Here is a 24,631-nt window from a genome sequence, read left to right as displayed (position 1 = left end):
CGGCCCTCGGGATGCAAAATCCGCATTCTGCGCCGCTCCGTCACTGGCATGCCGCCCAGGCTTCAATCTGCGGGCGCACGGCGCGCTCTGTCGTGGCGGAATCGCTGGCGTAGGAGCCCAGCCCGCCCTGCCGTGCCAGCATGCCGATGTAGTTCTTGCTGCGATCCCAGAACGGGTAGGCGCCGTAGGCGCCGGGGCTGGAGATGCGCGTGCCCGGCGTGCAGTTCCAGGTGCTGCTCTGGCACTCGTGCCACAAGCCCAGGCCGTAGTGCCACTCTTCGTTGAGATCGAATGCCGGTGAGGCCACGATGGTGACGCCTGCACCGGAGTGGTCGGCCAGCATGGCGTTCATCATGCTCGAACCCAGCAGGTTGCCGGCGCGCAGGGCATGCAGGAAGTCGAGGTACTGTGTGCCGCTCCAGTGCATGCCACCGGCCAGACGCGGGTTCTGCAGGGACGGCAGGTCGTAGTCTCGCCCGGCGAACTGGCCGGTCTGCGTCTTGAACTCGTCGAACACTTGCTGCCAACCCGTAAAGCCGCGCGCGCGAATCGCCATCAACCCGGCCACCTGCATATGAGTACTCGCATAGTAGAACTGTGTTCCGGGCGTGACGCCGTTTCCAGCGTTCTTTGTGGCGATGCTGTTCACGCAGGTCGCAAAGTTGGCGAGCGGGTTGTTGAGGCAGACGGGTTCGTCGTAGATGCCCGAGGTGAAGCTGAGCAGCTGCGCCAGCGTAGCGTTGCGCAGCGGGTCGGAAGTCGGGATGGGCCAGTCGCTGATGAAGTCCTGCGGCCGGCTGTTGAGGCTCAGATAGCCCTGCTCGACCAGACGCAGGATCACGACCGAGGTGACCAGCTTGGAAGTGGACGCCGACTCATAGACCGTATCCGCTGTCGAACTGCCACGCTGGTAGGTGAAGCGGCGTCCGTCGCTGCGCTCCAGTGACAGCGAAAAGTCCACCGAAGACGGCGCGCTGGACAAGGCATTGCTCAGTGCCGTCTCGGCGTCACTGACCGAACAGGCGGCGACAGATGACGACGCACTCGAAGCGCTGCTGGATGATCCCCCACCACCACCACCACCACCACCGCCCCCACCACCTCCACCACAGGCTGCCAGCGCCGCAGTCAGCAGCGCCGTCCATAGCAGTGGCGTCCAGCCCGGTCCGGTCTTTTGTCGATTCGCTTCCATGCTTCACCCCCGTTGCAGCAATGACCCCAGTGTGACCACGCGCAGCGGGTAAATTGTTGTGAAACCTGTGCGAAGTGTCAGCAAACATTTCAGCAGCCTGCAGCGCCGACAGATGGTCATCGGTGCAGGCATCAAGCGGCATATGCCGCTGGCGATACAGGACATTCCGACGATGGGCCCGCCCGGCCGCGGTACGATGTCGCTCCAGACAGCTTTCGCACAGCGCCATGCCCCTGCCCGAACTCACGCCCGCCATGGCTTTGCTGCTCGCCTGCGCCGGTGTGCTGGGCGGTGCATTCAACGCACTGGCAGGCGGGGGCAGCTTGTTCACCTTTCCTGTCTTCATCGCTGCCGGGCTGCCGCCCCAGGTGGCAAACGCGTCCAACTCGGTGGCTGTGTGGCCCGGTCACGCCCTGGCGGTGCTGGGCTATAGACGTGAGCTGGCTGGCGATGTGCGTCAGCTCAAGGTGTCCGCCGTGCTGGCCCTGCTGGGCGGGGCTACGGGCGCAGTGCTCGTCAAGCTGATCGGCAACGCTGCGTTTTCGTATGCCGTGCCCTGGCTGATCCTGTTCGCCACCCTGCTGTTTGCCAGCGCCCAACGCCTCGGACGCTGGGCCGATGGACTGGGTCACGGCACCACCCTCGAACGCCCTCCCGTCGTCGCGCGCCTCATGGAGTTCGCCATTGGCGTGTATGGCGGTTTCTTTCCTGCAGGGCTGGGCGTGATCCTGATGGCGAGCCTGATGCTGATGGGCGTGCACGACCTGCAACGCAACAACGCGCTGAAGAATCTGCTCGCCTCGATTGCCACCAGCACTGCAGTCGTGGTGTTGTCCGTTTCGGGGCTGGTGTCGTGGCCGCACACCCTCGTGACCTTCTGCGGGGCACTGGTCGGTGGCGTTGCCGGCACACGGCTGGCGCGCGTGCTGCCTGCGCAATGGTTGCGCCGCATTGTCATTGCCACCGGCACGGTGCTGAGCCTGTACTACTTCTGGCGCTACTATTCCTGATTGATCTGCGCTGTCTGCTGGAGGACACCATGCGCCCCCCGAAAATGAGCGACGAGACCGCGCTGGAAGCGCTGCTCGCACTGAACGCCCCGCTGCCGGCGCCCTGGCAGATCAGCAGCGGTAAGCTCTGCAAGCACTTTCGCTTTGCCGACTTCAACGCCGCGTTTGCCTTCATGACACGCGTGGCCATGGCCGCCGACATGATGGATCACCACCCTGACTGGCGTAACAGCTACGCCACGGTCGACATCGAACTGATGACACACGACGCCGGCGGACTCACCACGCTGGATTTTGCGCTGGCGCAATGCATCGAGGCCGCGCTGGCCTGAAAAACAAAAAGCCCGCTTGGTGCGGGCTTTTTTCAGGCGGGCAGATCCTGATCACATCGGTACGACGCGCACCGATTCGATCTTGACCGACGCACCGGATTCGGCGCGCAGTTGCAGGAAGGACTTGGCGTCACCCACCTTGCCCTCGAACACGTTGTCGCCGACCTTCAGCGTGCTGGCGGACACCTTGACCAGTTGCGAGTCCTTGCCGAGCGGCGAATCGGATTGCTTGGCGGTGCTGTTGTTGACGTAGATCGTGAAGGTGTCCTTACCCGGGTTCAGGGACTGAGCTTCGGAAACCTTGACGATGACCTTGTAGGGCTTGGACAGGTCCAGCACGCCAGCAGGGCGGGCGTCCGGCGTCGAAGCGGCGACCTTGCCGTCTGCATCAGCTACGGCGCCCATGGTGATGCGGCCGTTGGCCAACACGAGCTTGCCGGCTTCTACCTGGGCAGTGCCACCTGCAACAACAAAAAAGGGCTTTGCTGCGTCATTCGGCAGAGCCTTGAAGGCGGCGGTGAAGACGTTTTCCGACTGAAAGCTGGCTGTCAGCAGGGCAGCGTCAGCCTGGGCGAAAACGGGGGAAGCGAATGCCATGGCGGTAGCCACGACCATTGCGTGCAGTTTCATATCGACTCCTCGATGGTGCTGTTGTTGTGTGCTCTTGCGAAGCTGGCGAGTGCTTGCATCGCTTTACCGGTATCTGATTATTTTCTCGGATTGACCGGTCACGGGAATATAGCTTGGCGATTTCGACAAAAAAAGCCGTGTCGCAGCAAAGGTTGGATTTTGTTCAGCCACGCCCGGAAAACTGTGACATCTGCCACAGATCCGGGCGAAAAATTACGGCCGACGGAACGTCCGCACTTCCCCCGGGTAGAGATCGAACTGCAGTTTGCGGGCCGCATAGGTCGTGCCCGCAATGCGGTCCTCGACACTCGTCGTACCTGCGCCGAAGTCGATCACCACAGCGCTGCGGCTGTTGAGTGTCGGATTGATCACGGCGTAATACGTGCCGCCGGCCGTGCTGAAACGTCGCACGACAACATTGGCGTCGCTACTCATGCCGGCAGCGGTAACGGCTGTCGATGCGGGTAGCGACAACAAGGCCTGGTTGAAGCGCCGCACCCAGGCCGGAAAGCCCCGGCTCATGCTCGACGATTCGAGATAGCCGATGTTGATGGGATTGCCATTGGCGAGCGCGCGGGCTTCGGCCAGCACGCTGTAGGGCCCGGCGCGTTCGACGGCGACCGACAGGTAGCCGAACTTGGCATCAAAGGCATCGGACGTGGAAACGGGCCGCAGACTGGTGCAGGTGTTGTCGACGTAACCGTTGCCGTCATCTTCATTGAGCGGGAAGTGATGCACGAGGCTGGCGCCGGCAGCGTTGTTGTATTCGCTCAGCGCAGCGGCGTCATCCACGGTGTGCAAGCCGTTGCCGAACGACAGGGTCATGGCCAGACCATCGTCGCTGCTGTAGCGCAGCGGGTCGGCAGGCGGCGTGCTGTGGCCGAGCTCTGGCCAGTTCGTGCTCCAGTTGTTGTAGGGACGCTTGAAGAGATTGAGGCCGTTGCGATGAATCCGCTGGCTGACAGCATTGGCGGGCGTCGTCGCGCCCCACTGCCACTTGTACCAGCCATTGTCGCCGCTGCTCGACAAGCCGTTGGCATAGGTCGTCCACCAGCTCGGGTCGTCGCTGACCAGGTTGAGGGGCGTCGAGGTTTCGGTCGGGCTCGGTGCATAGGCGCGCGGTACGGGTTCGTCGGCATAGGGCGTGAAGTGCACCTGCAGGGTGCTGTCGCCCGTGCCGGCCCGGATGTAGTCGCGGATGGCCGTCAGGAAGGCGCGCCGCTTGCCATACCACCAGTCGTAATAGGCGGCCCGCGAGGTCTCGTCGGTCTGCAGCTGGTTCAGTGTGCGCGTGTTGCCGGGGTTGTCAGCGTTGTAACGCGCGATGGTGGCTGCAGAAAAGCTCATCGGCAGCTTGGTCTGGCGCATGCGCAGCCATACGCCGAGGAAGTTGGCCGAGGTCTTGTACTGGACGATGAGCTTGTCCATCACCTTCTTGATGTCGGTGAGGGTATCGGGATCAGTGAGATCCGCCGACTTGTCCTCGGTCCACCAGACGCTGGTGTATTGCGACTTGCTGGCTTCGCCGTCCCCGGCATACACACCGTGGAACAGCTTCTCGGTACGTCGCTGGAAGCCCAGACTCTTGTAGTTGCCGGCCGTCTTGTCGCAGCTGTTGCCGGCTGCGCAATTGCTGCCCAGGCTGCCGCCGTACTCGAGATACGGGAACACGTAGAGTCCCCGTTGTCCGGCCTTGGCAACGATGTCGGCCCAGATGTTGGTCATCAGGCCCTGGGCGTTGTAGATCCAGGTCTGGTCGCCCGAATCGAAGCCCTGGTTGAAGCCCCACTCCATCATGTCCTTGCCGACCGTGTTGAAACCCAGTGCGCGGCCCATGTCCATCTTGAAGACGAACCAGTCGATGGGGCTGGCGACGGCGCGCTTGGCCGTGGTGCTGCCCATCACAGCTTCGTCGGCCATTTCTTCGCGCCAGTAGACGTGACGACGCGGCAGGCTGCCGGGGTAGTTGATCGGTGCGGCAATCGCATTGGCGTCACCCACCACTTTGTACAGGCGAATCTTGCCGACTGCGACACCGTTGGCGCGCGGATCATTGAAGGCCCGCGCCTGGAACAGCGTCACATCGAAACCATCGGCCGGCAGCAGGCTGCGGTTGGCGCATTCGGCGTTGCGCTGGGCAATCAGCGGGCTGAAGCGCTCGTGCAGGTAGAACAGGCTGCGATAACGCTTCCAGGCGGCGCTGTGCGGGTAGGCCAGCGACTCCAGCGTGGCCGGGGTGTAGGTACGACGCACGTCACCGATGGCCGTACCGGTCGCAAAACCACGCACGAAGTCGGCGCCGCGGTTGGCGACGAACATGGCGCGCGCGACATCATCCGGGTACTCGATATCGAGCACGTAAGCCTGCTTGGCCACCAGCCCCTTGCCAGCGCCGATGCGGTAGCTGAAGTAGCTCGCCGTGTCGCCCATGCTCATGGTGCGCGCCGAACGGCTGAGCACGGTCTGAACGCTGCTGATGGCCAGGGGGTATTGCTGGTTTGGCGCGACGGTGGCGGTGTCGATCTCATCGACCAGCTCCAGTGTGCCGAAGGGCTGTTCATCCAGAGGCAACGGCGCTGCCAGCAGGTCGGAAACTGACGAGTTGGACGATGATGCCGACGAGGCGATCGAAGAGCTGACCGCAGACGAGGAGGACGAGGCCACCGATGACGAGGCGGAAGAAAGCGCTGTCGAGCTGACCGAGCTGGAGGTCGTCGACACANAGGTCGTCGACACACTGGCAGCGCTGGAGACGCTGGCCATTGACGACGCGGCAGCCCCACTGCCAGCCCCACCACCTCCCCCACCACCACCCCCACAAGCTGCGAGCAGAAGCAAAGCAGCGAAAAGAACGAACAGCCCGCTGGAGAGGCTCCCGGGCGTTTTGTGTGAATTTTTGTTGTGCCGCATGGGCTGTCCCCCGACTGACATTGACATAGCAAGCTAGCGAATCATCAAGCAAAACGCGTCGCTGCGGGCGACCGATAGTCCGCCGGCGGCGCCGGACGTGTGCGCAATACTACGTATTTCCGCTTTCAATCGCCTGTATGTATCGTCCGCTTTCGGCTACGCTCGCCCCACCCTTGTGCCGGTACTGGTGCCGGGTTCAGCCGCTTGCCCTCGTCCTCCAGTCCAGCCTCGCCGTCCATGTCCCTGCTTGACCGCTATACCAGCCCTGCCGACCGTTACGACGAGCTGCTCGGGCCGACCGGGACGCCGCGTGAGCATTGGACCGCGCTGATTTCCCACCTCGAAGAGCTGGGGCCGCGCGCCCTTCAGAGCGCCCGCGAAGCTGTGCAGCGCCAGATCGGCGATAACGGCGTGACCTACAACGTTTACGCTGACCCGCGTGGCGCAGACCGCCTGTGGGACCTCGACCTTGTGCCGCAGGTGCTGCCCGCCGAGGAATGGGCGCAGATCGCGGCCGGCATCCGCCAGCGCGCCACCCTGCTCAACGCTACCCTGCGCGACCTCTACGGCCCGCAGAACCTGGTGGCCGAAAACCTGCTGCCCGCCAGCCTGCTGCGCGGCCATCCAGGCTTCCTGCGCCCTTGCCACGGCATCGAAGTTCCCGGCGACATCCACCTGCATCTCTACGCTGCCGACATAGCGCGCTCGCCGGACGGCCGCTGGTGGGTCGTCTCTGACCGCACGCAAGGCCCGTCCGGTGCCGGCTACGCGCTGGAAAACCGCGCACTGATCGGCGCCCAGTTCCCCGAACTGCTGCGCGAGTTGCGCGTGCAGCCGCTGGGGGGCTTCTTCCAGTCCCTGCACGATGCGCTGGCCCACTGGGCGCCACGCGACGATGAGACGCCCCTGATCGTGCTGCTGACGCCGGGCGCGCTCAACGAAACCTACTTCGAACACGCCTACCTCGCCCGCATGATGGGTATCCCGCTGGTCGAGGGGCAAGACCTGACCGTGCGCCACGGCAGCGTCTTCCTCAAGACCCTCGCAGGCCTGCGCCGCGTGCATGCCATCCTGCGCCGCGTCGATGATTCGTGGTGCGACCCGCTGGAACTGCGCAGCGACTCGGCACTGGGCGTGCCGGGCCTCGTCGATGCCGCACGTCGTGGCAACGTGCTGATTGCCAACGCGCTGGGCAGCGGCGTGATCGAATCGGGCGCCCTGCTGGGCTTCCTGCCTGCACTGTGCAAGCACCTGCTGGGTGAGGAACTGGCCCTGCCATCAGTCGCAACCTGGTGGTGCGGCGAGGAGGATGCTCGTGAAGAGGTCATCGCCCGCCTCGACGACCTTGTGCTCAAGCCCGCCTACGGCTTTGCCGCCGAAGGTCCGATCTTTGGGGGCGACCTCGACGAGGCGGGCCGCGCCGCGCTGATCCAGCGCATCCGCGAGCAACCGCGCCATTTCGTCGGCCAGGAAATGGTGCGCCTGTCGCGCGGCCCCGTCTGGGGCGTCGCCAACGCGGCGCTGGAACCGCGCCTGACCGGCCTGCGTGTCTATGCTGCAGCGACACCGAATGGCTACATCGTCATGCCCGGCGGCCTGACCCGCGTGGCAGGCCTCCGCGACGCACGCGTCATCACCATCCAGCGCGGCGGCGGCAGCAAGGACACCTGGATCACAGGCAGCGCACAGGAAGAGCTGCCATTCAGTGCGCGCGACGCCAGCGTCAGTGCAACCATCGTCACCGAGCACGATCACGGCACTCTGGCCAGCCGCACGGGCGAGGCGATGTTCTGGTTGGCTCGCTATGCGGAGCGCGCTGATTGCAGCCTGCGCCTCCTGCGCTGTGGCTTGCGCCAACAACTGGCCGCCGACGATGCGGAATGGCCCGCCTTGCTGGCGGCGGGCCGGCGACTCGGCATCCTGCCGGTCGAGGACGTAGGTAGTCCGCAAGCCACTCTGCTGACTGCCTTGCGCGACACCAGCCTGCCCGGCAGCCCCCAATGGAACCTGCTCAACCTGCTGCGCCTCGCGCGCAGCCTGCGCGACCGCCTCGCGCCCGACAGCTGGCGCATCTATAACCGCCTCGAACGACTCGCCAAGGATTGGGCGCGCGGCACGCACAGCCTGTCGGATGCGCTGGAGTTCATCGATCAGTGCCTGCAGTCACTGATCACCCTGTCCGGCTACAGCATGGAGCATATGACGCGCGACGCGGCATGGCGCTTCCAGTCCGTCGGCCGACGTCTCGAACGCATGCAATTCCTCGCCTCCGCGCAGCAGCTGCTGTTAACGCCCGAAGGCGATCAGGTGCCGGGGCTGGCGAGCCTCATTGACCTTGCCGATGCGGTGCTGACCTACCGCCGCCGTTACCAGCGCGCGCCAGAGCTGGGCCCGGTCGCCGAGCTGCTGCTCATCGATCATGACAACCCGCGCGCCTTTCTGTACCAGATTGAATCTCTGGCTGATCACATTGCCCAGTTGCCGGGGCAGTTGCCGGGCGCGGTAGCACCGCTGCAGATCCTGTCGCAGCGCCTGGCTGCACGCCGTCCAGGAGACTGGGTGCGCACACCGTCCGATCTGGCGGCATTGCGCAACCTGCTGGCGCAAGCCTGGCAAGCCGGCAACACGGTGTCCGACCTGTTGCACGATCGATACTTCACTCTGGTCGCCACGCGCGCCACTGCGAGCTGAGCATCATGGCCCGCTATCACATCGAACACGTCACGCATTACTCCTACAGCCAGACCGTCGGCCTGAGCCTGCAGCTGGCCCACCTGCGTCCGCGCGAAGACGACGCGCAACGCACGGTAGGTCACGCGCTGCATGTATCGCCGCAGCCGGCCGAAATCCGCGAGGACACCGATTACTTCGGCAATCCGGTGACGCGCTTCGAACTCGCACGCGCGCACCAGGAACTCATCATCACGGCAGAGAGCGAAGTCACTGTCGAGCGTAACGCCAGCCTGCCGGAGACCAGCCAGCCCTGGGAGGACGTACGAGCCCACTTTGCGCGCACAATCTGGGGGCTTGGCCTCGACGCCGATGTCGCGGAGTTCCTCTTCCCGTCGCCGCATGTGCCGCAATCTGCCAGTGCGCGTCTGTATGCGCTGGAAAGCTTCACGCCGGAGCGCCCTGTCGTCGAAGCCACGGCCGACCTGATGGCGCGCATACACGCCGACTTCGAGTTCGATCCGGACGCCACCCACGTGGCCACGCCAATCGACACGGTGCTGGAGATCCGGCGCGGCGTCTGCCAGGACTTCGCCCACCTGATGATCGCCTGCCTGCGTTCGCTGGGCCTGCCTGCGCGCTACGTGTCGGGCTATCTGCTGACCGAGCCACCACCGGGACAGGAGCGCCTGATCGGCGCCGATGCCTCGCATGCCTGGGTCTCCCTGCATGTGCCGGAGCATGGCTGGCTCGACTTCGATCCGACCAACGACATGGTGCCGGGTAACAGCCATGTCACGCTCGCATGGGGCCGTGACTTCACCGATGTGTCGCCCCTGCGTGGCGTCATACAGGGGGGCGGCGATCACACAGTCAAGGTCGGTGTCACGATGACCCCCATTGACCCCGACTACCCGGAATCGAAAGTGCCGCAGACTGCAACACCTCGTCGCTAGCGCGACTGTTCAGCTGTAGCGGATCTCGATGCTCGGGTGATACAGCCCGGGCACTTCAGCGAGCCAGGCACTCACCTGCTCAATCTGCAGTGCGGAATCCGTGGTTTCCAGATGCAGGACGCAGGCGTAACGTGAGCGGCCAACCTGCCAGACGTGCAGATCGGTCACTGACAAGCTCCCGTCCGGTACGTGTGTAGCGAGCAGCCGGGCGATCTGTTGTGGCAGCCTGTCGTCTGCCTGGCGATCAAGCAGGATCGCACCCGCGCGGCGGATCAGGCCGACGGCCCAGATTGCGACCATGACTGCGCCGAGAATGCCGGCAGCAGGATCCAGCCAGTCCCACGCAAATACACTGCCTCCCAGCAACGCCACAATGGCCAGCGCTGAAGTCAGTGCGTCGGCCAGCACATGGACAAAAGCCGCGCGCAGATTGAGATCATGCGCATGATGGTGATCGTGCTCATTGTGCTCATGATCATGATCGTCATCGTGATGAGGCGCGTGCTCGGCATGATGGTGATGATGGCCCGCAGCGTGCAGGATCCAGGCACAGACCAGATTCACGATCAGTCCCACGATAGCCAGTGCTATGGACTCGCCGTAACGGATGGGCAAGGGCGAAACGAGCCGCGAAAGCGACTCCCAGAGCATCACGACGGCAACACCGATGAGCAGCCAGGCACTGGTGTAGCCCGTGAGGATCTCGATCTTCCAGGTGCCCCACACGAAGCGTGGGTCGTCGGCATGCCGCCGCGCCAGCACATAGGCCAGCCACGCAGCGCCCATTGCCACGGCATGTGAGCTCATGTGCCAGCCATCGGCAAGCACGGCCATGGAGTTGAACCACCAGCCACCGATAATCTCCGCCACCATCATGGCGAGCGTTATCCACAAAACGATGCCAGTGCCGCGCTCAGCGGCAGGATTGCCCTCATCGAAGCGATGCGGCAAATCAGCGGACTGCGGAGTCGGGGAATGCTTGTGAGGGTTCATCAGATCGCGCTGATGCTGCACCCTTGCGGATGCGGCTTACTTGATGACACGCAGATGCGAACGCCCGCCAGCCGGCGCAACAGGAGGGGTGGGTTCATCTGGCGGTTGCGGCGCGTCGGGGGCTACATCTTCGGGCGGTTGGCCCATGGCATCGTCGTCAGCGGCTTGCTCGTCGCTACCGGCATGCAGTTCGACACCTGCATCCGAAGCGCCGGGACCTGCCTCGAAAGCCATGCCCTGCCCGTTCTCGCGCGCATACACGGCCATCACGTTGCCGACAGGCACGAACAGCGAATGCGCCACGCCACCGAAACGCGCCTGGCAGGTGATCTCGTCGTTGGAGATGTTGAGCTGGTGCGTCGCATAAGGCGCAATGTTGAGCACGATGCGCCCGTCACGCACGAAAGCCATGGGCACGCGCACGCTGCCATCCACCTGGACGAGGATGTGCGGCGTAAAGCTGTTCTCCACGCACCACTCAAAGATCGCTCGGATCAGGTAAGGCTTGGTCGAAGGGATGACGTTCGTACTCATGTTTGCGACGGATCACGCCAGATCAGACGAAAGAAGACAGGTTCCGGTTCCAGAAGCAATAGCGGGGCCAGAAACGCAAAGCGCCGCCTTGATGGGGGCAGCGCTTCGCGATATCAAGGCACCAGGCCGGCTCAGCGACGCATTGCCCGTTCCGAAGGCGTCAGCGCGTCGATGAAACCTTGGCGCGAGAAGATGCGCTCGGCGTACTTGAAGATCGGCGCCGCCGCCTTCGGCAGCTCGATACCATAGTGTTCGAGACGCCACAGCAGCGGCGCGATCGCTACGTCGAGCATCGAGAACTCGTCGCCCAGCATGAACTTCTGCTTTGCAAAGATCGGCGCGAGCTGGGTCAGTTGATCGCGGACATGCTGACGCGACTTGTCTACGCCCTTCTGGTTCTTCTCCAGTGCTTCAATGTGCGAGAAGAGTTCAAGCTCCAGGGTGTGCAGCAGCTGACGGGCACGGGCACGCATCAGCGGATCCGGCGGCATCAGTTGCGGGTGCGGAAAACGCTCATCGATGTACTCGTTGATGATGTTCGCTTCATACAGGACGAGGTCGCGATCCACCAGCACCGGCACGCGGTTGTAGGGGTTGATGACTGCGATGTCTTCGGGCTTGTTGAAGAGATCGACATCGACCACTTGGAAGTCCATGCCCTTCTCGAATAGCACGATCCGGCAACGGTGGGAGAACGGGTCCGTCGTCCCGGAATAAAGGTTCATCATCGCGGAATTGCTCCAGGAATATTCAACGTCACGCACGATGCGGCGCGAAGGCGCCACATCATGATCGCGACTGGATAACAGCATCATTTCGGCTGCAACCTAAAATGGCCCGTGTAGGCGCTTAGTGGACGTCTTTCCAGAACGCACGCTTGAGCAGATAGCTCAGCACGGCCAGGAGAGACAGGACTGCAAGAACCCACCAGCCAATCTGCTGGCGGAATTCCTGTGCGGGCTCACCCATCCAGGTGATGAACGAGACGAGGTCGGCGACCTCTTCATCGAACTCATCCTTCGTAAGCTTGCCCGGCTTGGTGATTTCGAGTGCTTCGAGGTGCTGCGCCTTGTGACCATGCCCATCGTCCTTCTCGACGAAGTGCGCGGTTTGCTCACCCTGCAGCTCCCACAGCACGTTGGGCATGCCGACACCCGGGAACACGGTGTTGTTCCAGCCGCTCGGACGCGACTCGTCGCGGTAGAACTGACGCAGGTACGTGTAGAGCCAGTCGGCGCCGCTACCGAACTCGCTGGCGCGTGCACGGGCGATCACAGAAAGGTCGGGTGGCGCAGCACCAAACCACTTGGTGGCGTCCTCACGACGCAGGGCCACCTTCATGAGGTCGCCCACCTTGTCGCCGGCAAACAACAGGTTGTCGCGAATCTGCTCGTCGGTCAGACCGATCTGCTGCATGCGGTTGTAGCGCAGGGCGCTGGCACCGTGACAGTTCATGCAGTAGTTGACGAAGAGCTTGGCGCCGTTCTGCAGCGAGGCGTTGTCGAACTGCAGCGGCGCCTTGTCCAGACGCAGTACGTCGCCGGACGCGTGCACCGACAGCGGCAGGCTCAGGCTCAGTGCGGCAGCCGCGAAGAACTGGAAAGTCTTTTTCATGGAAAACATCAGAAGGTCACCCTTTCCGGCTCAGCCTGGGTCTTGTCCATGCGCGAATACCAGGGCATGAAGCCGAAGAACGCGAGGTAGAGGATCGAGCAAATCTGCGAGACGATGGTGCCCAGCTTGGTCGGCGGCAGCACGCCCAGATACCCCAGGATCAGGAAGCACACCACCCACACGGCGAGGATGCTCTTGAACAGCCCCCCCTTGTAGCGGATCGACTTGACCGGGCTCTGGTCCAGCCAGGGCAGCAGTGCGAACAGCAGCACCGAGCCGCCCATCAGCACCACACCCCAGACCTTGGCGTCAAGGAAGTAGAAGCCAGCCAGCAGCACTACCGTCACGGCAGCGGCCAGCATCTTGACGATGCTCAGGCGCGCGGTCGCGAAGGTCAGACCACCGATAGCGGCAACCAGGATGCCAAGGAACGGCAGGAAGTCCGAAGTCGTCGCACGCAGGATCGAATAGAACGGCGTGAAGTACCACACCGGCGCAATGTGCGGCGGCGTCTTCAGCGCGTCATAGGGCACGAAGTTGTTGAACTCCAGGAAGTAGCCACCGCCCGTGGGCCAGAAGAACACGATGGCCGAGAAGACGATCATGAACACCACGGCACCGAAGATGTCCTTCACCGTGTAGTACGGATGGAACGGGATGCCATCGAGCGGGATGCCATTTGCGTCCTTGTGCTTCTTGATCTCGACGCCGTCCGGGTTGTTCGAACCCACTTCGTGCAGCGCAATGATGTGTGCGGCAACCAGACCGATCAGCACCAGCGGGATGGCGATGACGTGGAAGCTGAAGAAGCGGTTGAGCGTTGCATCTCCCACCACGAAGTCGCCACGGATGAGGATCGACAGATCCTTGCCGATCACGGGGATCGCTTCGAACAGGTTCACGATCACCTGTGCGCCCCAGCCCGACATCTGCCCCCACGGAAGCAGGTAGCCGAAGAAGGCTTCCGCCATCAGGCACAGAAAGATCGCTACGCCGAACAGCCAAACCAGCTCGCGCGGCTTGCGGTATGAACCGTAGAGCAGGCCACGGAACATGTGCAGGTAGACGACAATGAAGAAGGCCGAAGCGCCCGTCGAGTGCATGTAGCGGATGATCCAGCCGCCGGGCACGTCGCGCATGATGTATTCGACGCTGGCGAACGCCACCGGGATGCCCGCTGCGTTGAGCGAAGCGTCCGGCTTGTAATGCATGACCAGGAAAATGCCGGTGACGATCTGGATCACCAGCACCAGCAGGGCCAGCGAGCCGAAGAAGTACCAGAAGTTGAAATTCTTGGGCGCGTAGTACTCGGAGAGGTGCTCCTTGTACAGCTTGGTCGCCGGGAAGCGGTCATCGACCCAGCCCATCAGTTGTTGGAACAGTGCGTTCATTGATCAGGCTCCCTTGCCGTCTTCGCCGATCAGGATCCGCGTGTCCGACAGATACGTGTGCGGAGGGATCGGCAGGTTATCGGGAGCCGGCATGCTCTTGAGCACGCGGCCGGAGAGGTCGAACTGTGAACCGTGGCAGGGGCAAAGGAAGCCGCCCTTCCAGTCCGCGGTCATGCCACCTTCGGCACCAGGGGCCAGCTTGTCGCTGGGCGAGCAGCCGAGGTGGGTACAGATGCCGATGCAGACAAGGTATTCCTCCTTGATCGCACGGGCAGCGCCCTTGACGTAGGTGGGCTGCTCGGAGCGCTTGGAGTCCGGATCGGCGAGTGAAGCCTCGACCGCCTTCAGCGAGGCGAGCATTTCCGGCGTACGGCGGATGATCCACACGGGTTTGCCGCGCCACTCCACCACTTTCTTCTCGCCAGGTTGCATTCCCGAGATGTCCACCTCGACCGGTGCTCCGGCCGCCTTGGCGCGCTCGGAGGGCGTAAAGCTGGCCACAAACGGGACTGCTGCCCCGATGCCCGCTGCGCCGCCGACCACGGCTGTCGCCGCGATCAGGCTGCGACGGCTGCAATCTGCGCAGCCAGCGTCAGCACTCTTGTCATTGCTCATTTATGAAAACCCCGCTGATTGGATTCGCGAAACTCGCGGAGTATAGCGAAAGTCGCACCACAAAAAGAAGCCTTGATTCGCGTCAATACGCCGAAAGCCGCGCCGACATTGGGTTTGCGGGCAGCAGATAGTTTGCTGCGACGCCACGCCGGGGGCCCGGAGCACCCCCCTTTCGCGTACACTTGGCACCGAATCCACCTAGGGAACAACCGCCTCATGAGCAAGAGCATCATCTGCGACATGGATGGCGTCATCTACCGGGGCAAGCAGTTGATCCCCGGCGCCAATGACTTCGTCCAGCGCCTGTTGTCCACACAGACGCCATTCCTCTTCCTGACGAACAACGCGGAACAAACCGCGCTCGATCTCAAGCTCAAGCTCGAAGGTCTGGGCATCAGCGGCCTGACGGAAGAGAACTTCATCACGGCCGCCATGGCCACGGCCATGTTTCTCAAGGCCCAGAAGCCCGCGGCAACGGCCTATGTGATCGGCGGCGGCGGCATCATGAGCGAGCTCTACAAAGTCGGTTTCTCGCTGTCCGAGACCAATCCGGACTACGTCGTGGTGGCCAAAAGCACGTCCTTCAACTTCGAGCAGCTCAAGAAGGCCGTTCGCCTCATTGACGGCGGCGCCAAGTTCATCGGCACCAACCCGGACATGATCGACCCTGTCGAAGGCGGCAACGAACCCGCCGCTGGCACCATCCTGGCTGCCATCTCGGCCGCCACCGGCAAGAGGCCCTATATCGTCGGCAAGCCCAACGCGCTGATGATGACCCTCGCGACGCGCAAGCTGGGTGTGCACCCGGATAACGCCGTGATGATTGGCGACCGCATGGATACCGACATCGTCGGTGGCATGGAGGCTGGCATGACCACGGCGCTTGTTCTGTCTGGCGTCACAACACCCGAGATCATGACGCACTTCCCCTACAAGCCGGACCACGTCTTCAACAACGTCGGCGAGATTGATCTGGCCGCGCTCTAAGCGCGCCGTTGCGCCGCATCAAAGATCGCCGCGATCAATCGGCGCCCTGGATGTCCTTCAACTAGGCTGAGCGTCAACGCTGCATCGCAGCACAGCCTAGTTGGAGTACATCATGTTTGACCTCAAAGGAAAACGCGGCCTTGTCGTCGGCATCGCCAACGACAAAAGCATTGCCTGGGGCTGCGCCAAAGCCTTTCGCGCTGCTGGTGCCGAATTGGCCGTCACCTGGCTCAATGCCAAGGCAGAACCCCATGTGCGGCCACTGGCCGAGCAACTGAACGCCAGCGTAACGCTGCCGCTCGACGTCGAGGACGACACGCAAATGGGGGCCGTCTTCGCTACCTTGCGCGAACGCTGGGGTCACCTGGACTTCCTGCTTCACTCCATCGCCTTCGCACCGAAGGACGATCTGCACGGTCGCGTTACCGACAGCTCGCGCACCGGCTTTGCGCGCGCGATGGATATCTCCTGCCATTCCTTCGTGCGCATGGCCCACCTCGCAGAACCACTGATGAGCGATGGGGGCTGCCTGCTCACCATGAGCTACCAGGGAGCCGACGAGGTGATTGCCAACTACGGCATCATGGGGCCGGTCAAAGCAGCGTTGCAGTCTGCGTCTCGCTACCTCGCCGCCGAGCTGGGCCCCAAGGGGATCCGCGTGCACGCCGTCTCGCCCGGCCCGCTGGCCACCCGCGCTGCTTCGGGCATCAAGGGGTTTGACGGGCTTATGGAGAGCGCCGCGCAGCGCGCACCGCTGCACCGTCTGGTCAACATCGACGACGTCGGCGCGCTGTGCGCCTTCCTCGTCAGCGACGGCGCCCGCTCACTGACTGGTGGCACACTCCACGTCGATGGCGGCGTGAACATCCTCGGGTGAGGTGCTGCATGACAACCATCCACAACCGCACCTACGACCAGATCACGGTCGGCGAATCGGCCACCCTTACCCGTACCGTCACGCGTGCCGACGTCGAAGCCTTTGCCGCCATCTCAGGCGACCGCAACCCGGCCCATCTCGATGATGACTACGCACGCAGCACCCCGTTCGGCGAAGTCATCGCCCACGGCATGTTCAGCGGCGCGCTGATCTCCGCCGTGCTGGGCATGCAGCTGCCGGGTCCCGGCACCATCTACCTCGACCAGTCACTACGCTTCCGCCGCCCCGTCAAGGTCGGCGACACGCTCACCGTCACCCTCACCTGCCGCGAAAAACACGAGAAGCGACGCGTCACGCTCGACTGCGAAGTACGGAACCAGAACGGTGAGGTGGTTACGACGGGTAGTGCAACGGTCATTGCGCCCGAGTACTCCGTCGAAGCGGCAATTCATTCCGGCTGAATCAGTAAGTTGAAAAAACACAATAGGGATTTTGCTGCGCCGCAGCTGTCGATTCGTTTGACAGGAGACCGGTAACACGTTAAATATTTCTCACAAAATCAAAGCCCGCAAGGTACGGCGCCTTTTTTGCTTAAGCACAGCGGAACCGGATTCGACCGGTCACATTGTGCGAACGAACAATACCAAGTGTGGAGAGAGATATGAAAACAGCAGTACTGGGCGCGCTCCTGTGCGCCGGGCTGGCGGCCGGCTCCTTGCAAGCGGCCACGCTCACGGGGGTGACAATCACGGGGACTTATAACGGCTCGGCCTCCGGTTTGCTAGGTGTGGACTCTGGCTTTGACACCATTGTGGGATCGAACATCACGCACCTCGATAGTTCGACGGTCGAGTATCTGAGCTCCGACTTCCTGTTCATGATCGACTTCAGCGAGTCCGGCAGCATCACGTTCTTTGGGCTCCCAGACGCGACGGCCTCAAGCTATGTGTTCGATTTCAGTTTCAGTGGCCTGAACGGTGTCATCTCCAGTCTCTCTTCGACCAGCCTGACCGGCATCTCGGGCACGCCAGTGTTAAACATCATTGGTAGCAACTCTATCCGCGTGAATCTGAGCAACGTCAGTTGGACTAACGGCGTTGATGGCTATACAGCGCAACTGACTGTCAGCCCGGTGCCGGAGCCGACCAACGCACTCATGTTGCTCGCCGGACTCGGTCTTACTGCCGCTGCCCTCCGACGCAGCAAACGCTAGCCCCCTCTCTCTGCAAAAACGTTCCCGGTACGTGGTGCCGGGGCTTCAACGCATCCGCTCTCATCAAGGAGAACAGGAATGAATGTTTCATTCATCAAGGCCCTGCTGTGCGCCGGCCTTATGGCGCTCGGCCTCGCCGGCCCGTCCGCCCAAGCGGTCGACCCGGCACTCGAAGTTGCGCCTTCCAACGGCTTTGCCGGCATGGCTGGCGGCACGCTGGGTGGCTCTGCAGCCGCCAGCTCGCAGATCTACACCGTCACCAACCGCACAGAGCTGCTGAATGCCATCGCCAACGGCGGCACCCTGCCCAAGATCATCAAGGTGGTCGGCACCATCGACATGAGCAATGGCACGGCCTATACCAGCGCTTCAGACCAGAGCACGCGCGGGGCCATCCGCCTGAAGAGCAACACGACACTCATCGGCGACGGCACCAGCTCCGGCTTCATCAACGGCCATGTGATTCTGAGCAATGTCTCGCAGATCATCATCCGCAACCTCAAGTTCGTCACGCCCTGCGACGTCGCACCGGTGTGGGACCCGACTGACGGCTCCAGCGGGAACTGGAACGCGGCCTACGACAGCATTTCGATATCGGGCTCCGATCACATCTGGATCGACCACAATACCTTTACAGACGCGCCCAAGACTGACGACACGCTGACCATCGAAAACGGCATGCTCAAACAGTGCCACGATGGCCTGGTCGACATTACCGATGCATCCGACTACGTCACGCTGTCGTATAACAACTTCGGCATGCACAACAAGTCGTTCCTGATCGGCAACAGCGACAGCGCAACGGGCGACAGTGGCAAGCTGCATGTCACATTCCATAACAACATCTTCAGTCAGCTGACACAGCGCTCGCCGCGCATACGCTTTGGTCAGGTGCACCTCTACAACAACTACTACCTCGGCAGCCAGACACATCCGGTCTACCCGAACGACTACAGCATCGGCGCCGGCAAGAGCTCACAGATCATCTCGGACTACAACGCCTTTGAAATCACGTTCAGTGGCAAGGCCACGTGCGACAAGATCATCGTCAATCCGACATCATCCTCTACCGCAGGTCTGTTCAAGGACACCGGCTCCACGCTTAATGGCACAGCCCTGACAGGGTGCTCCTTGTCGAATGCAGTCACCTGGACGGTTCCCTATTCCTTTACGCCCCGCGCGACCATCGGAGTCAAGGCTTTGGCGCTGGCTCAAGCGGGCAGCGGCAAGCTTGCCACTGCAGTAACCGGAACGGGCAACGTCAGTTCATCTTCTTCAAGCAGCTCGACTTCCAGCAGCAGCTCGTCCAGCAGCTCCAGCACAGCCAACGCTGGGTGCCCTGCGAGCGGCCTCTACTTCTGCGACGACTTCGAAACCGGCACGGCTGACAAGTGGGACCTGCTCCCCGTCGCCGGCCCGAACGGCTCGTTTGCCGTGAATGCCGAAAGCGCCAGCAACAGCAACAAGGTGCTGCAATACACCGCCGTATCGACGGGCGGTATCCTGGCCCTCGTGAAGTCCTCGGCCTTCACTGGCGTTACCTCGCCTGACTACTACCTCGAAGCCCGCATCAAGCCGCAGACGAACAGCACCACGGGCAACAAGTTCCTGTTCCTCGTCACGCGCTACGTTGACAGCAACAACTGGTACGGTGCCGGCCTCAACGTGCAGAGCTCGACCTCCAGCACGCAGGTCGAAATCGCCAAGATGCTGGCGGGCTCCCTGTCTCGTCCCAAGCAGGTCAAGAAGCCCATCTCCATGGACACCACCTGGTACACGGTGCGCTTCGAGCTGATCGGCACGACGCTGACGGTCTATCTTGATGGCGAAAAAATCGGTTCGGTCACCGACGCATCCTTTGCGGCACGCGGCCTGATCGGCCTCTACACGGCCAACAAGTCGTTCCAGATCGACGACATCCGTGTTGGCGACCCCAACATCAAACCGGTGCAGCTCACCCTGTCGCCCTCGACCACCTGGTCGGCCGAAGCGGGTGACGCAGCGCGCGTGGTGACGGTCACCGCCGTCAAGAGCGATGGCGTCACGGCCGACACCTTCAGCGTGGTGTCGAGCAATCCCGCCGTCGTTGGGGTCTCGGTCAGCGGCAACACCGTGACCCTGACGCCGCTGGCTGCAGGCAGCGCCAACATCGTGTTCCAGAGCGGTTCGGACGCCACCCTGTCGCGCACGATCAGCGCCACCATCGCGCCGGCCTTCGTGCAACCCACACAGACCTATTCGCTGGGCAGCAGCGTCGTGCCCGCCGCAGGCGATGCGACGGCCTATGTCGACGGCAAGCTGAGCCTGACGTTTGACTCGGCCCCCACTCTGACCACGAGCGGTTCGGTTCGCATCTTCCGCAAGAGCGATAACGCGCTGATCGACGTCATCAAGCCCACCGGCGAAACAAATACCCTGGGCTACAGCGGCCAGAGCAACGTGCGTGTGATCAACACGCCGATGATCAGCATCAGCGGCAATACGGCCGTCATCACCCCGCACCAGGGCAAGCTGGCCTACGGCACCGAGTACTACGTGGCGGTCGCCGATGGCGTCTTCACGGGCACCACGCTTGGCGGCACGCCGTTCGTGGGTATCGGCGCAGCGGGGAACTGGTCCTTCACCACGAAGGCTGCGCCTGCTGCAGGCCTGACCACGCTGACGGTGGATGACGACGGCACGACCGCCGACTTCCGTTCCGTGCAGGGCGCGCTCAACTACGTAATGCAGAACGTGGCTGCCGCAACGGCTGCAACGGTCAACGTCAAGAATGGTGTGTATGACGAAGCACTGTACCTGCGCGGCAAGAACAACCTGACCATCGTCGGCGAGAGCCGCGACGGCACAATCATCCAGTTCAAGAACTACGAAACCCTCAACAGCGGCTCGGGCGCAAGCCAGGCTGCCGGTTCGGGTTCGCCGGCTGGTGGTCGCGCGGTGTTCATGATCGAAACCTCCGATCTGCTGACGCTGGACAATCTGACGCTGAAGAACACGACGCTGCGCTCTTCCAGCATCAGCGCCCAGGCCGAAACGATCTACTTCAACAACGACACGGGCCGCCTGATCGCCAAGAACGCCAACTTCTACAGCGAGCAGGACACGATCCAGGTGAAGGGTTACACGTGGTTCTACAACACCCTGATTGCCGGCAACGTCGACTTCATCTGGGGTGGTAACCGCGTCGCACTGTTCGAGAACAGCGAAATCCGCTCGGTGGGTGATACCTCCAACACCAGCTCCGGCGGCTACGTGGTGCAGGCTCGTACGGTCGCTTCGACCGACAAGGGCTTCATCTTCCTCAACAGCACGCTGACCAATGGGGTCGGCCCCGGCGGTGTGGCCCTGCCCCTGGGCGTCACCTACCTCGCGCGCAGCCCGGGCGGCACGGCATCGTGGGACAACGTTACGTTCATCAACTGCAAGATGGACACACACGTTGCCACCATCGGCTGGGCCGGCCTGGGTGTGAATGGCCAACCCGCGCCGAACCCGACCACGCCGACGGCAACGACCGGCTGGAAGGAATACGGCACGATGGACACGGCGGGTAACGCCGTGAGCCTGAGTGGCCGTGTTGGTGGCCGCATCCTGACCGATACCGAAGCCGCCGTGTTCGCAACGCGCGCTGCGGCCTTCTCGGCCATCAGCTGGAACCCGGTGCCCTGATCGGCTCTTCAGAAGATGGGGCCATGTGCCCCCTCTGATCAACAAAAAAGCTGCCCACGGGCAGCTTTTTTGTTGGCTGGTTTTGTTGTCAGACTTCGCAACGCTACAAGCTGCGTCGCTCCACCAGCGCCTGTGCGATGGTGCCGATGTCGGTGTGCTCCAGCTCGCCGCCGACTGGCACGCCACGCGCGATGCGGCTGACCTTGATGCCACGCGCCTGCAGGACGGCGCCCACGTAATGCGCAGTCGCCTCGCCCTCGTTGGTGAAGTTGGTAGCGAGAATGACCTCGTTAACCACACCATCGGAAGCTCGGTCGATGAGTTTTTCAAGCTGCAGCTCGCGCGGCCCCACGCCATCCAGCGGCGAGATTCGCCCCATGAGCACGTAGTAAAGGCCTTTGTAGGTATGCGTCTGCTCCATCATCGCCAGATCGGCGGGCATCTCGACCACGCACAACAAAGCAGGGTCGCGCTGCGCATTGAGGCAGCGCTCACACACATCGGCCTCGGTGAAGCTGTTGCAACGCTGGCAATGCTTGAGCTTTTCCATCGCAGTAACGATGGAGGCCCCAAGCCGCGCAGCGCCCTGCCGGTCACGCTGCAACAGGTGATAGGCCATGCGCTGCGCGGACTTCGGCCCGACACCGGGCAGCACGCGCAAAGCTTCAATCAATTGATCTAGCGGCGACATCGGAGTGAAGTGAATTTTTCCGAACGTTCAAACGTGCCGCAGAAACGCAGCGCGCAAGTCGCGACTGTTTCGAGAAGCGCAGTCGTGCACCGGGTACGACGAGCATCGCAGAAGCAGTCCCGGCTTGCGCAGTAGCTTCGGCGGCATGTTTCAGAATGGGAGTTTGAAGCCGGGCGGCATACCGGCGGTGAAGCCGGACATTTTCTCCTGCGTGGTCGATTCGATTTTTTTCAGCGCATCGCCCATCGCCGTTGCGATCAGGTCCTCGAGCATCTCGCGGTCGTCCATGACCGAAGCGTCGATGCTGACGCGCTTGACCTCGTGCTTGCAGGACAGAGTGACCTTGACGGCGCCCGAGCCCGCCTGGCCTTCAACGTTGATCAGCGCGAGTTCTTCCTGCGCCTTCTGCATGTTGGCCTGCATCTGTTGAGCCTGCTTCATCAGGCCGGCGATTCCGCCTTTCATCATGGTGTTACTCCTTGGTTCGGGTTGATTCGTAAGGGGTGTCAGGTCTGCGCTCAGAGCGGCTTGACCGAAGATTCGACGAGCGTGGCGTCGAAGCGCTGGATCATTTCCTGCACGAAGGGATCTGACTCCAGCGCGGCCACGGCATCACCGTGGCGCTGGCGCTGGGCTTCCGCCTGGCGCTGCGCGGGGGTCTGCGATGCGGGTTCCGCAATCTCGATGTTGAGGCGGATGGCGCTACCGAAATGCTTGCCAAGCGACTCCTGCAACTTGGCTTGCGTACCGGGTACCGCCAGCAGGTGACGATGCGAGGGCGCGAGACGCAGGTTGACGGTTTGCCCATCCGTCACCCCCAGTTCGCAGTTCTGCGCCAGTTCGCGCACGAGGCCACCGAGTTGCATGGCGCTGATGAGTTCCTGCCAGTCAAGCTTGCCAGCAGGCAAGTTGGCAGGCTCAGCGTCGTAACGCACTGGGGGCTCTGCTGCGACCGAAGCCGGAGGAGCTGCAGGCGTTGCAGCCTGCGGGCGCGCGAGCGGTGCAGCAGCGGGCGCGGCAGCAGGCTTGAGCCCCGCCGGTGCAGCCTGAACAGGTGCACCCGGACGCAGTGCAGGCATGACACGCACCTGCCCACCACCCGCGCCACTGCTCGATGCGCCACCTGCAGCAGCGCCCGTCTCGGGGCGGAACGCATGCAGGCGCAGCAGGGTCATCGAGAAGCCGGTCAACTCATCCGGCGCGATGGATAGCTCATCGCGGCCATGCACAACGATCTGGTAGGCCAGCTGCAGGAATTCGGCATCGAACTGCGCGGCATAGCCCAGCAGGCGCTCGCGTTCGAACGCATCGCTGACCGCACTCGGCGCGTACTGCACGAGGGCGATGCGATGCAACAGGCTGGCAAAGGTCTGCAGCGCGTCGTCGAAGGACAGCGCACGCGCCTCCATGGTGTCGGCCGCTGCGAGCATGGCGTCGATGTCTTGCGCCGCAAGGGCGTCGAGCAAGGCGTACAGGTGGTCATCGCCCACCGTGCCGAGCATGTCGATTACCTGCTCTTCCTCGACCTTGCCGGCGCCATGCGCAATGGCCTGGTCGAGCAGCGACAGCGCGTCTCGCATCGAGCCGCTGGCACCTTTGGCGAGGTGGCGCAAAGCACCCGGCTCGAAAGGCACCTGCTCTTCGCCCAGGATGCGCGAGAGGTGATCGACGATATGCGTCTGCGGCATCTGCTTGAGGTTGAACTGCAGGCAGCGCGACAGCACGGTGACCGGGATCTTCTGCGGATCGGTCGTCGCGAGGATGAACTTCATGTGCTCGGGCGGCTCTTCGAGCGTCTTGAGCATGGCGTTGAAGGCATGCCCGGTGAGCATGTGCACTTCGTCGATCATGTAGACCTTGTAGCGCCCGCGCGCCGGCGCATAGGCGGCTTTTTCGAGCAGGTTGGCCATGTCGTCGACACCGCGGTTCGACGCCGCGTCCATCTCGACGTAATCGACGAAGCGCCCACTATCGATCTCGGTACAGGCAGTGCAGACGCCGCAGGGCGTCGCCGTCACGCCGGTCTCGCAGTTGAGACTCTTGGCGAGGATGCGCGAAATGGTCGTCTTGCCCACGCCGCGCGTGCCGGTGAAGAGGTAGGCGTGGTGCAAACGCCCGGTCGCCAGGGCGTGAGACAGCGCCCGCACGACGTGCTCCTGGCCCACCAGGGTCTCGAAACTCTTGGGGCGCCATTTTCGCGCGAGGACTTGGTAACTCATGGCCGCGATTGTAGCCCGGAAGCGCCGCCTGACCGCCCTGCCCCGGCTCACCGCCGCCTCACCGTCACCTTCGCCGCTCCCCGCCGTCGCGCCCTGCCACCCCTCGCTCGACGATTGTCATTTGCTAT

Annotated in this window: 20 protein-coding genes; 9 read left to right on the top strand and 11 right to left on the bottom strand. The window is 62.9% G+C overall.

The window, feature by feature from the left end:
* Nucleotides 1–40: 40 nt before the first annotated feature.
* Nucleotides 41–1,192: a serine hydrolase domain-containing protein gene (locus ABEA02_RS00665; protein ID WP_345530886.1), complete on the bottom strand. Its 1,152-nt coding sequence runs from the start codon at nucleotides 1,190–1,192 to the stop codon at nucleotides 41–43.
* Between the two features lie 227 nt (nucleotides 1,193–1,419).
* On the opposite strand from ABEA02_RS00665, the gene ABEA02_RS00660 reads away from it, so the two are divergent.
* Both ABEA02_RS00660 and ABEA02_RS00655 read left to right on the top strand, forming a co-directional pair.
* The gene (locus tag ABEA02_RS00660) at nucleotides 1,420–2,202 is read left to right on the top strand and encodes a sulfite exporter TauE/SafE family protein (RefSeq protein WP_345530885.1); all 783 of its coding nucleotides are present in this window, start codon (nucleotides 1,420–1,422) and stop codon (nucleotides 2,200–2,202) included.
* A 29-nt stretch (nucleotides 2,203–2,231) separates the two neighbouring features.
* Nucleotides 2,232–2,534 carry a 4a-hydroxytetrahydrobiopterin dehydratase gene (locus ABEA02_RS00655; protein WP_345530884.1) on the top strand — a complete coding sequence of 101 codons (303 nt, stop codon included), beginning with the start codon at nucleotides 2,232–2,234 and terminating at the stop codon, nucleotides 2,532–2,534.
* A gap of 51 nt (nucleotides 2,535–2,585) precedes the next feature.
* Here ABEA02_RS00655 and ABEA02_RS00650 read toward each other — a convergent pair whose 3' ends face one another.
* A complete protein-coding gene (locus ABEA02_RS00650) occupies nucleotides 2,586–3,164 on the bottom strand; it encodes a hypothetical protein (RefSeq protein WP_345530883.1) in 579 nt (192 codons plus the stop codon).
* A gap of 3,147 nt (nucleotides 3,165–6,311) precedes the next feature.
* On the opposite strand from ABEA02_RS00650, the gene ABEA02_RS00645 reads away from it, so the two are divergent.
* Together ABEA02_RS00645 and ABEA02_RS00640 are read left to right on the top strand one after the other, a co-directional pair.
* Nucleotides 6,312–8,765 carry a circularly permuted type 2 ATP-grasp protein gene (locus ABEA02_RS00645; protein ID WP_345530882.1) on the top strand — a complete coding sequence of 818 codons (2,454 nt, stop codon included), beginning with the start codon at nucleotides 6,312–6,314 and terminating at the stop codon, nucleotides 8,763–8,765.
* Nucleotides 8,766–8,770: 5 nt separating this feature from the next.
* Nucleotides 8,771–9,700: a transglutaminase family protein gene (locus ABEA02_RS00640; protein ID WP_345530881.1), complete on the top strand. Its 930-nt coding sequence runs from the start codon at nucleotides 8,771–8,773 to the stop codon at nucleotides 9,698–9,700.
* A gap of 9 nt (nucleotides 9,701–9,709) precedes the next feature.
* Here the strand turns inward: ABEA02_RS00640 and dmeF are convergent, their stop codons facing one another.
* The 6 genes from dmeF to petA all read right to left on the bottom strand — a co-directional run bounded on the left by dmeF (nucleotide 9,710) and on the right by petA (nucleotide 14,847).
* The gene (dmeF, locus tag ABEA02_RS00635) at nucleotides 9,710–10,693 is read right to left on the bottom strand and encodes a CDF family Co(II)/Ni(II) efflux transporter DmeF (protein ID WP_345530880.1); all 984 of its coding nucleotides are present in this window, start codon (nucleotides 10,691–10,693) and stop codon (nucleotides 9,710–9,712) included.
* A gap of 36 nt (nucleotides 10,694–10,729) precedes the next feature.
* Entirely contained in the window at nucleotides 10,730–11,227 is a 498-nt protein-coding gene (locus ABEA02_RS00630; RefSeq protein ID WP_345530879.1) for a ClpXP protease specificity-enhancing factor, read from the bottom strand.
* Nucleotides 11,228–11,358: 131 nt separating this feature from the next.
* A complete protein-coding gene (locus tag ABEA02_RS00625) occupies nucleotides 11,359–11,955 on the bottom strand; it encodes a glutathione S-transferase N-terminal domain-containing protein (RefSeq protein ID WP_345530975.1) in 597 nt (198 codons plus the stop codon).
* A 121-nt stretch (nucleotides 11,956–12,076) separates the two neighbouring features.
* Nucleotides 12,077–12,841 (bottom strand): cytochrome c1, encoded by a 765-nt coding sequence (locus ABEA02_RS00620; protein ID WP_345530878.1) that lies wholly within the window; start codon nucleotides 12,839–12,841, stop codon nucleotides 12,077–12,079.
* A gap of 8 nt (nucleotides 12,842–12,849) precedes the next feature.
* On the bottom strand, nucleotides 12,850–14,232 hold the full coding sequence (locus ABEA02_RS00615) for a cytochrome b (RefSeq protein ID WP_345530877.1): 1,383 nt from the start codon (nucleotides 14,230–14,232) through the stop codon (nucleotides 12,850–12,852).
* Nucleotides 14,233–14,235: 3 nt separating this feature from the next.
* Nucleotides 14,236–14,847 carry a ubiquinol-cytochrome c reductase iron-sulfur subunit gene (gene petA / locus ABEA02_RS00610; RefSeq protein WP_345530876.1) on the bottom strand — a complete coding sequence of 204 codons (612 nt, stop codon included), beginning with the start codon at nucleotides 14,845–14,847 and terminating at the stop codon, nucleotides 14,236–14,238.
* 216 nt (nucleotides 14,848–15,063) lie between these two features.
* On the opposite strand from petA, the gene ABEA02_RS00605 reads away from it, so the two are divergent.
* The 5 genes from ABEA02_RS00605 to ABEA02_RS00585 all read left to right on the top strand — a co-directional run bounded on the left by ABEA02_RS00605 (nucleotide 15,064) and on the right by ABEA02_RS00585 (nucleotide 21,593).
* Nucleotides 15,064–15,834 carry an HAD-IIA family hydrolase gene (locus ABEA02_RS00605; RefSeq protein ID WP_345530875.1) on the top strand — a complete coding sequence of 257 codons (771 nt, stop codon included), beginning with the start codon at nucleotides 15,064–15,066 and terminating at the stop codon, nucleotides 15,832–15,834.
* Nucleotides 15,835–15,946: 112 nt separating this feature from the next.
* On the top strand, nucleotides 15,947–16,711 hold the full coding sequence (fabI, locus tag ABEA02_RS00600) for an enoyl-ACP reductase FabI (RefSeq protein WP_345530874.1): 765 nt from the start codon (nucleotides 15,947–15,949) through the stop codon (nucleotides 16,709–16,711).
* Between the two features lie 8 nt (nucleotides 16,712–16,719).
* Nucleotides 16,720–17,172, top strand: coding sequence for a MaoC/PaaZ C-terminal domain-containing protein (locus tag ABEA02_RS00595; protein WP_345530873.1), 453 nt, complete (start codon nucleotides 16,720–16,722; stop codon nucleotides 17,170–17,172).
* A gap of 200 nt (nucleotides 17,173–17,372) precedes the next feature.
* The gene (locus ABEA02_RS00590; RefSeq protein WP_345530872.1) at nucleotides 17,373–17,924 is read left to right on the top strand and encodes a PEP-CTERM sorting domain-containing protein; all 552 of its coding nucleotides are present in this window, start codon (nucleotides 17,373–17,375) and stop codon (nucleotides 17,922–17,924) included.
* Nucleotides 17,925–18,002: 78 nt separating this feature from the next.
* On the top strand, nucleotides 18,003–21,593 hold the full coding sequence (locus tag ABEA02_RS00585) for a pectate lyase family protein (RefSeq protein WP_345530871.1): 3,591 nt from the start codon (nucleotides 18,003–18,005) through the stop codon (nucleotides 21,591–21,593).
* A 103-nt stretch (nucleotides 21,594–21,696) separates the two neighbouring features.
* On the opposite strand, the gene recR is transcribed toward ABEA02_RS00585, so the two are convergent.
* The 3 genes from recR to dnaX form a co-directional block, all read right to left on the bottom strand.
* Nucleotides 21,697–22,284 carry a recombination mediator RecR gene (gene recR, locus ABEA02_RS00580; RefSeq protein WP_345530870.1) on the bottom strand — a complete coding sequence of 196 codons (588 nt, stop codon included), beginning with the start codon at nucleotides 22,282–22,284 and terminating at the stop codon, nucleotides 21,697–21,699.
* A 150-nt stretch (nucleotides 22,285–22,434) separates the two neighbouring features.
* Entirely contained in the window at nucleotides 22,435–22,752 is a 318-nt protein-coding gene (locus ABEA02_RS00575; protein WP_345530869.1) for a YbaB/EbfC family nucleoid-associated protein, read from the bottom strand.
* 50 nt (nucleotides 22,753–22,802) lie between these two features.
* A complete protein-coding gene (gene dnaX, locus ABEA02_RS00570) occupies nucleotides 22,803–24,503 on the bottom strand; it encodes a DNA polymerase III subunit gamma/tau (protein WP_345530868.1) in 1,701 nt (566 codons plus the stop codon).
* Nucleotides 24,504–24,631 lie beyond the last annotated feature (128 nt).

Source organism: Viridibacterium curvum (assembly GCF_039544165.1).
Taxonomy (GTDB): domain Bacteria; phylum Pseudomonadota; class Gammaproteobacteria; order Burkholderiales; family Rhodocyclaceae; genus Viridibacterium; species Viridibacterium curvum.
The sequence above is the reverse complement of the archived record's forward strand: the minus strand, read 5'-3'. Positions and strand labels throughout refer to the sequence as shown.

Bases quoted from the DNA above. Each gene is read 5' to 3' on its own strand.
- ABEA02_RS00665 (WP_345530886.1), bottom strand. From the start codon at position 1,192: ATGGAAGCGAATCGACAAAAGACCGGACCGGGCTGGACGCCACTGCTA.
- ABEA02_RS00660 (WP_345530885.1), top strand. From the start codon at position 1,420: ATGCCCCTGCCCGAACTCACGCCCGCCATGGCTTTGCTGCTCGCCTGC.
- ABEA02_RS00655 (WP_345530884.1), top strand. From the start codon at position 2,232: ATGCGCCCCCCGAAAATGAGCGACGAGACCGCGCTGGAAGCGCTGCTC.
- ABEA02_RS00650 (WP_345530883.1), bottom strand. From the start codon at position 3,164: ATGAAACTGCACGCAATGGTCGTGGCTACCGCCATGGCATTCGCTTCC.
- ABEA02_RS00645 (WP_345530882.1), top strand. From the start codon at position 6,312: ATGTCCCTGCTTGACCGCTATACCAGCCCTGCCGACCGTTACGACGAG.
- ABEA02_RS00640 (WP_345530881.1), top strand. From the start codon at position 8,771: ATGGCCCGCTATCACATCGAACACGTCACGCATTACTCCTACAGCCAG.
- dmeF (WP_345530880.1), bottom strand. From the start codon at position 10,693: ATGAACCCTCACAAGCATTCCCCGACTCCGCAGTCCGCTGATTTGCCG.
- ABEA02_RS00630 (WP_345530879.1), bottom strand. From the start codon at position 11,227: ATGAGTACGAACGTCATCCCTTCGACCAAGCCTTACCTGATCCGAGCG.
- ABEA02_RS00625 (WP_345530975.1), bottom strand. From the start codon at position 11,955: ATGATGAACCTTTATTCCGGGACGACGGACCCGTTCTCCCACCGTTGC.
- ABEA02_RS00620 (WP_345530878.1), bottom strand. From the start codon at position 12,841: ATGAAAAAGACTTTCCAGTTCTTCGCGGCTGCCGCACTGAGCCTGAGC.
- ABEA02_RS00615 (WP_345530877.1), bottom strand. From the start codon at position 14,232: ATGAACGCACTGTTCCAACAACTGATGGGCTGGGTCGATGACCGCTTC.
- petA (WP_345530876.1), bottom strand. From the start codon at position 14,847: ATGAGCAATGACAAGAGTGCTGACGCTGGCTGCGCAGATTGCAGCCGT.
- ABEA02_RS00605 (WP_345530875.1), top strand. From the start codon at position 15,064: ATGAGCAAGAGCATCATCTGCGACATGGATGGCGTCATCTACCGGGGC.
- fabI (WP_345530874.1), top strand. From the start codon at position 15,947: ATGTTTGACCTCAAAGGAAAACGCGGCCTTGTCGTCGGCATCGCCAAC.
- ABEA02_RS00595 (WP_345530873.1), top strand. From the start codon at position 16,720: ATGACAACCATCCACAACCGCACCTACGACCAGATCACGGTCGGCGAA.
- ABEA02_RS00590 (WP_345530872.1), top strand. From the start codon at position 17,373: ATGAAAACAGCAGTACTGGGCGCGCTCCTGTGCGCCGGGCTGGCGGCC.
- ABEA02_RS00585 (WP_345530871.1), top strand. From the start codon at position 18,003: ATGAATGTTTCATTCATCAAGGCCCTGCTGTGCGCCGGCCTTATGGCG.
- recR (WP_345530870.1), bottom strand. From the start codon at position 22,284: ATGTCGCCGCTAGATCAATTGATTGAAGCTTTGCGCGTGCTGCCCGGT.
- ABEA02_RS00575 (WP_345530869.1), bottom strand. From the start codon at position 22,752: ATGATGAAAGGCGGAATCGCCGGCCTGATGAAGCAGGCTCAACAGATG.
- dnaX (WP_345530868.1), bottom strand. From the start codon at position 24,503: ATGAGTTACCAAGTCCTCGCGCGAAAATGGCGCCCCAAGAGTTTCGAG.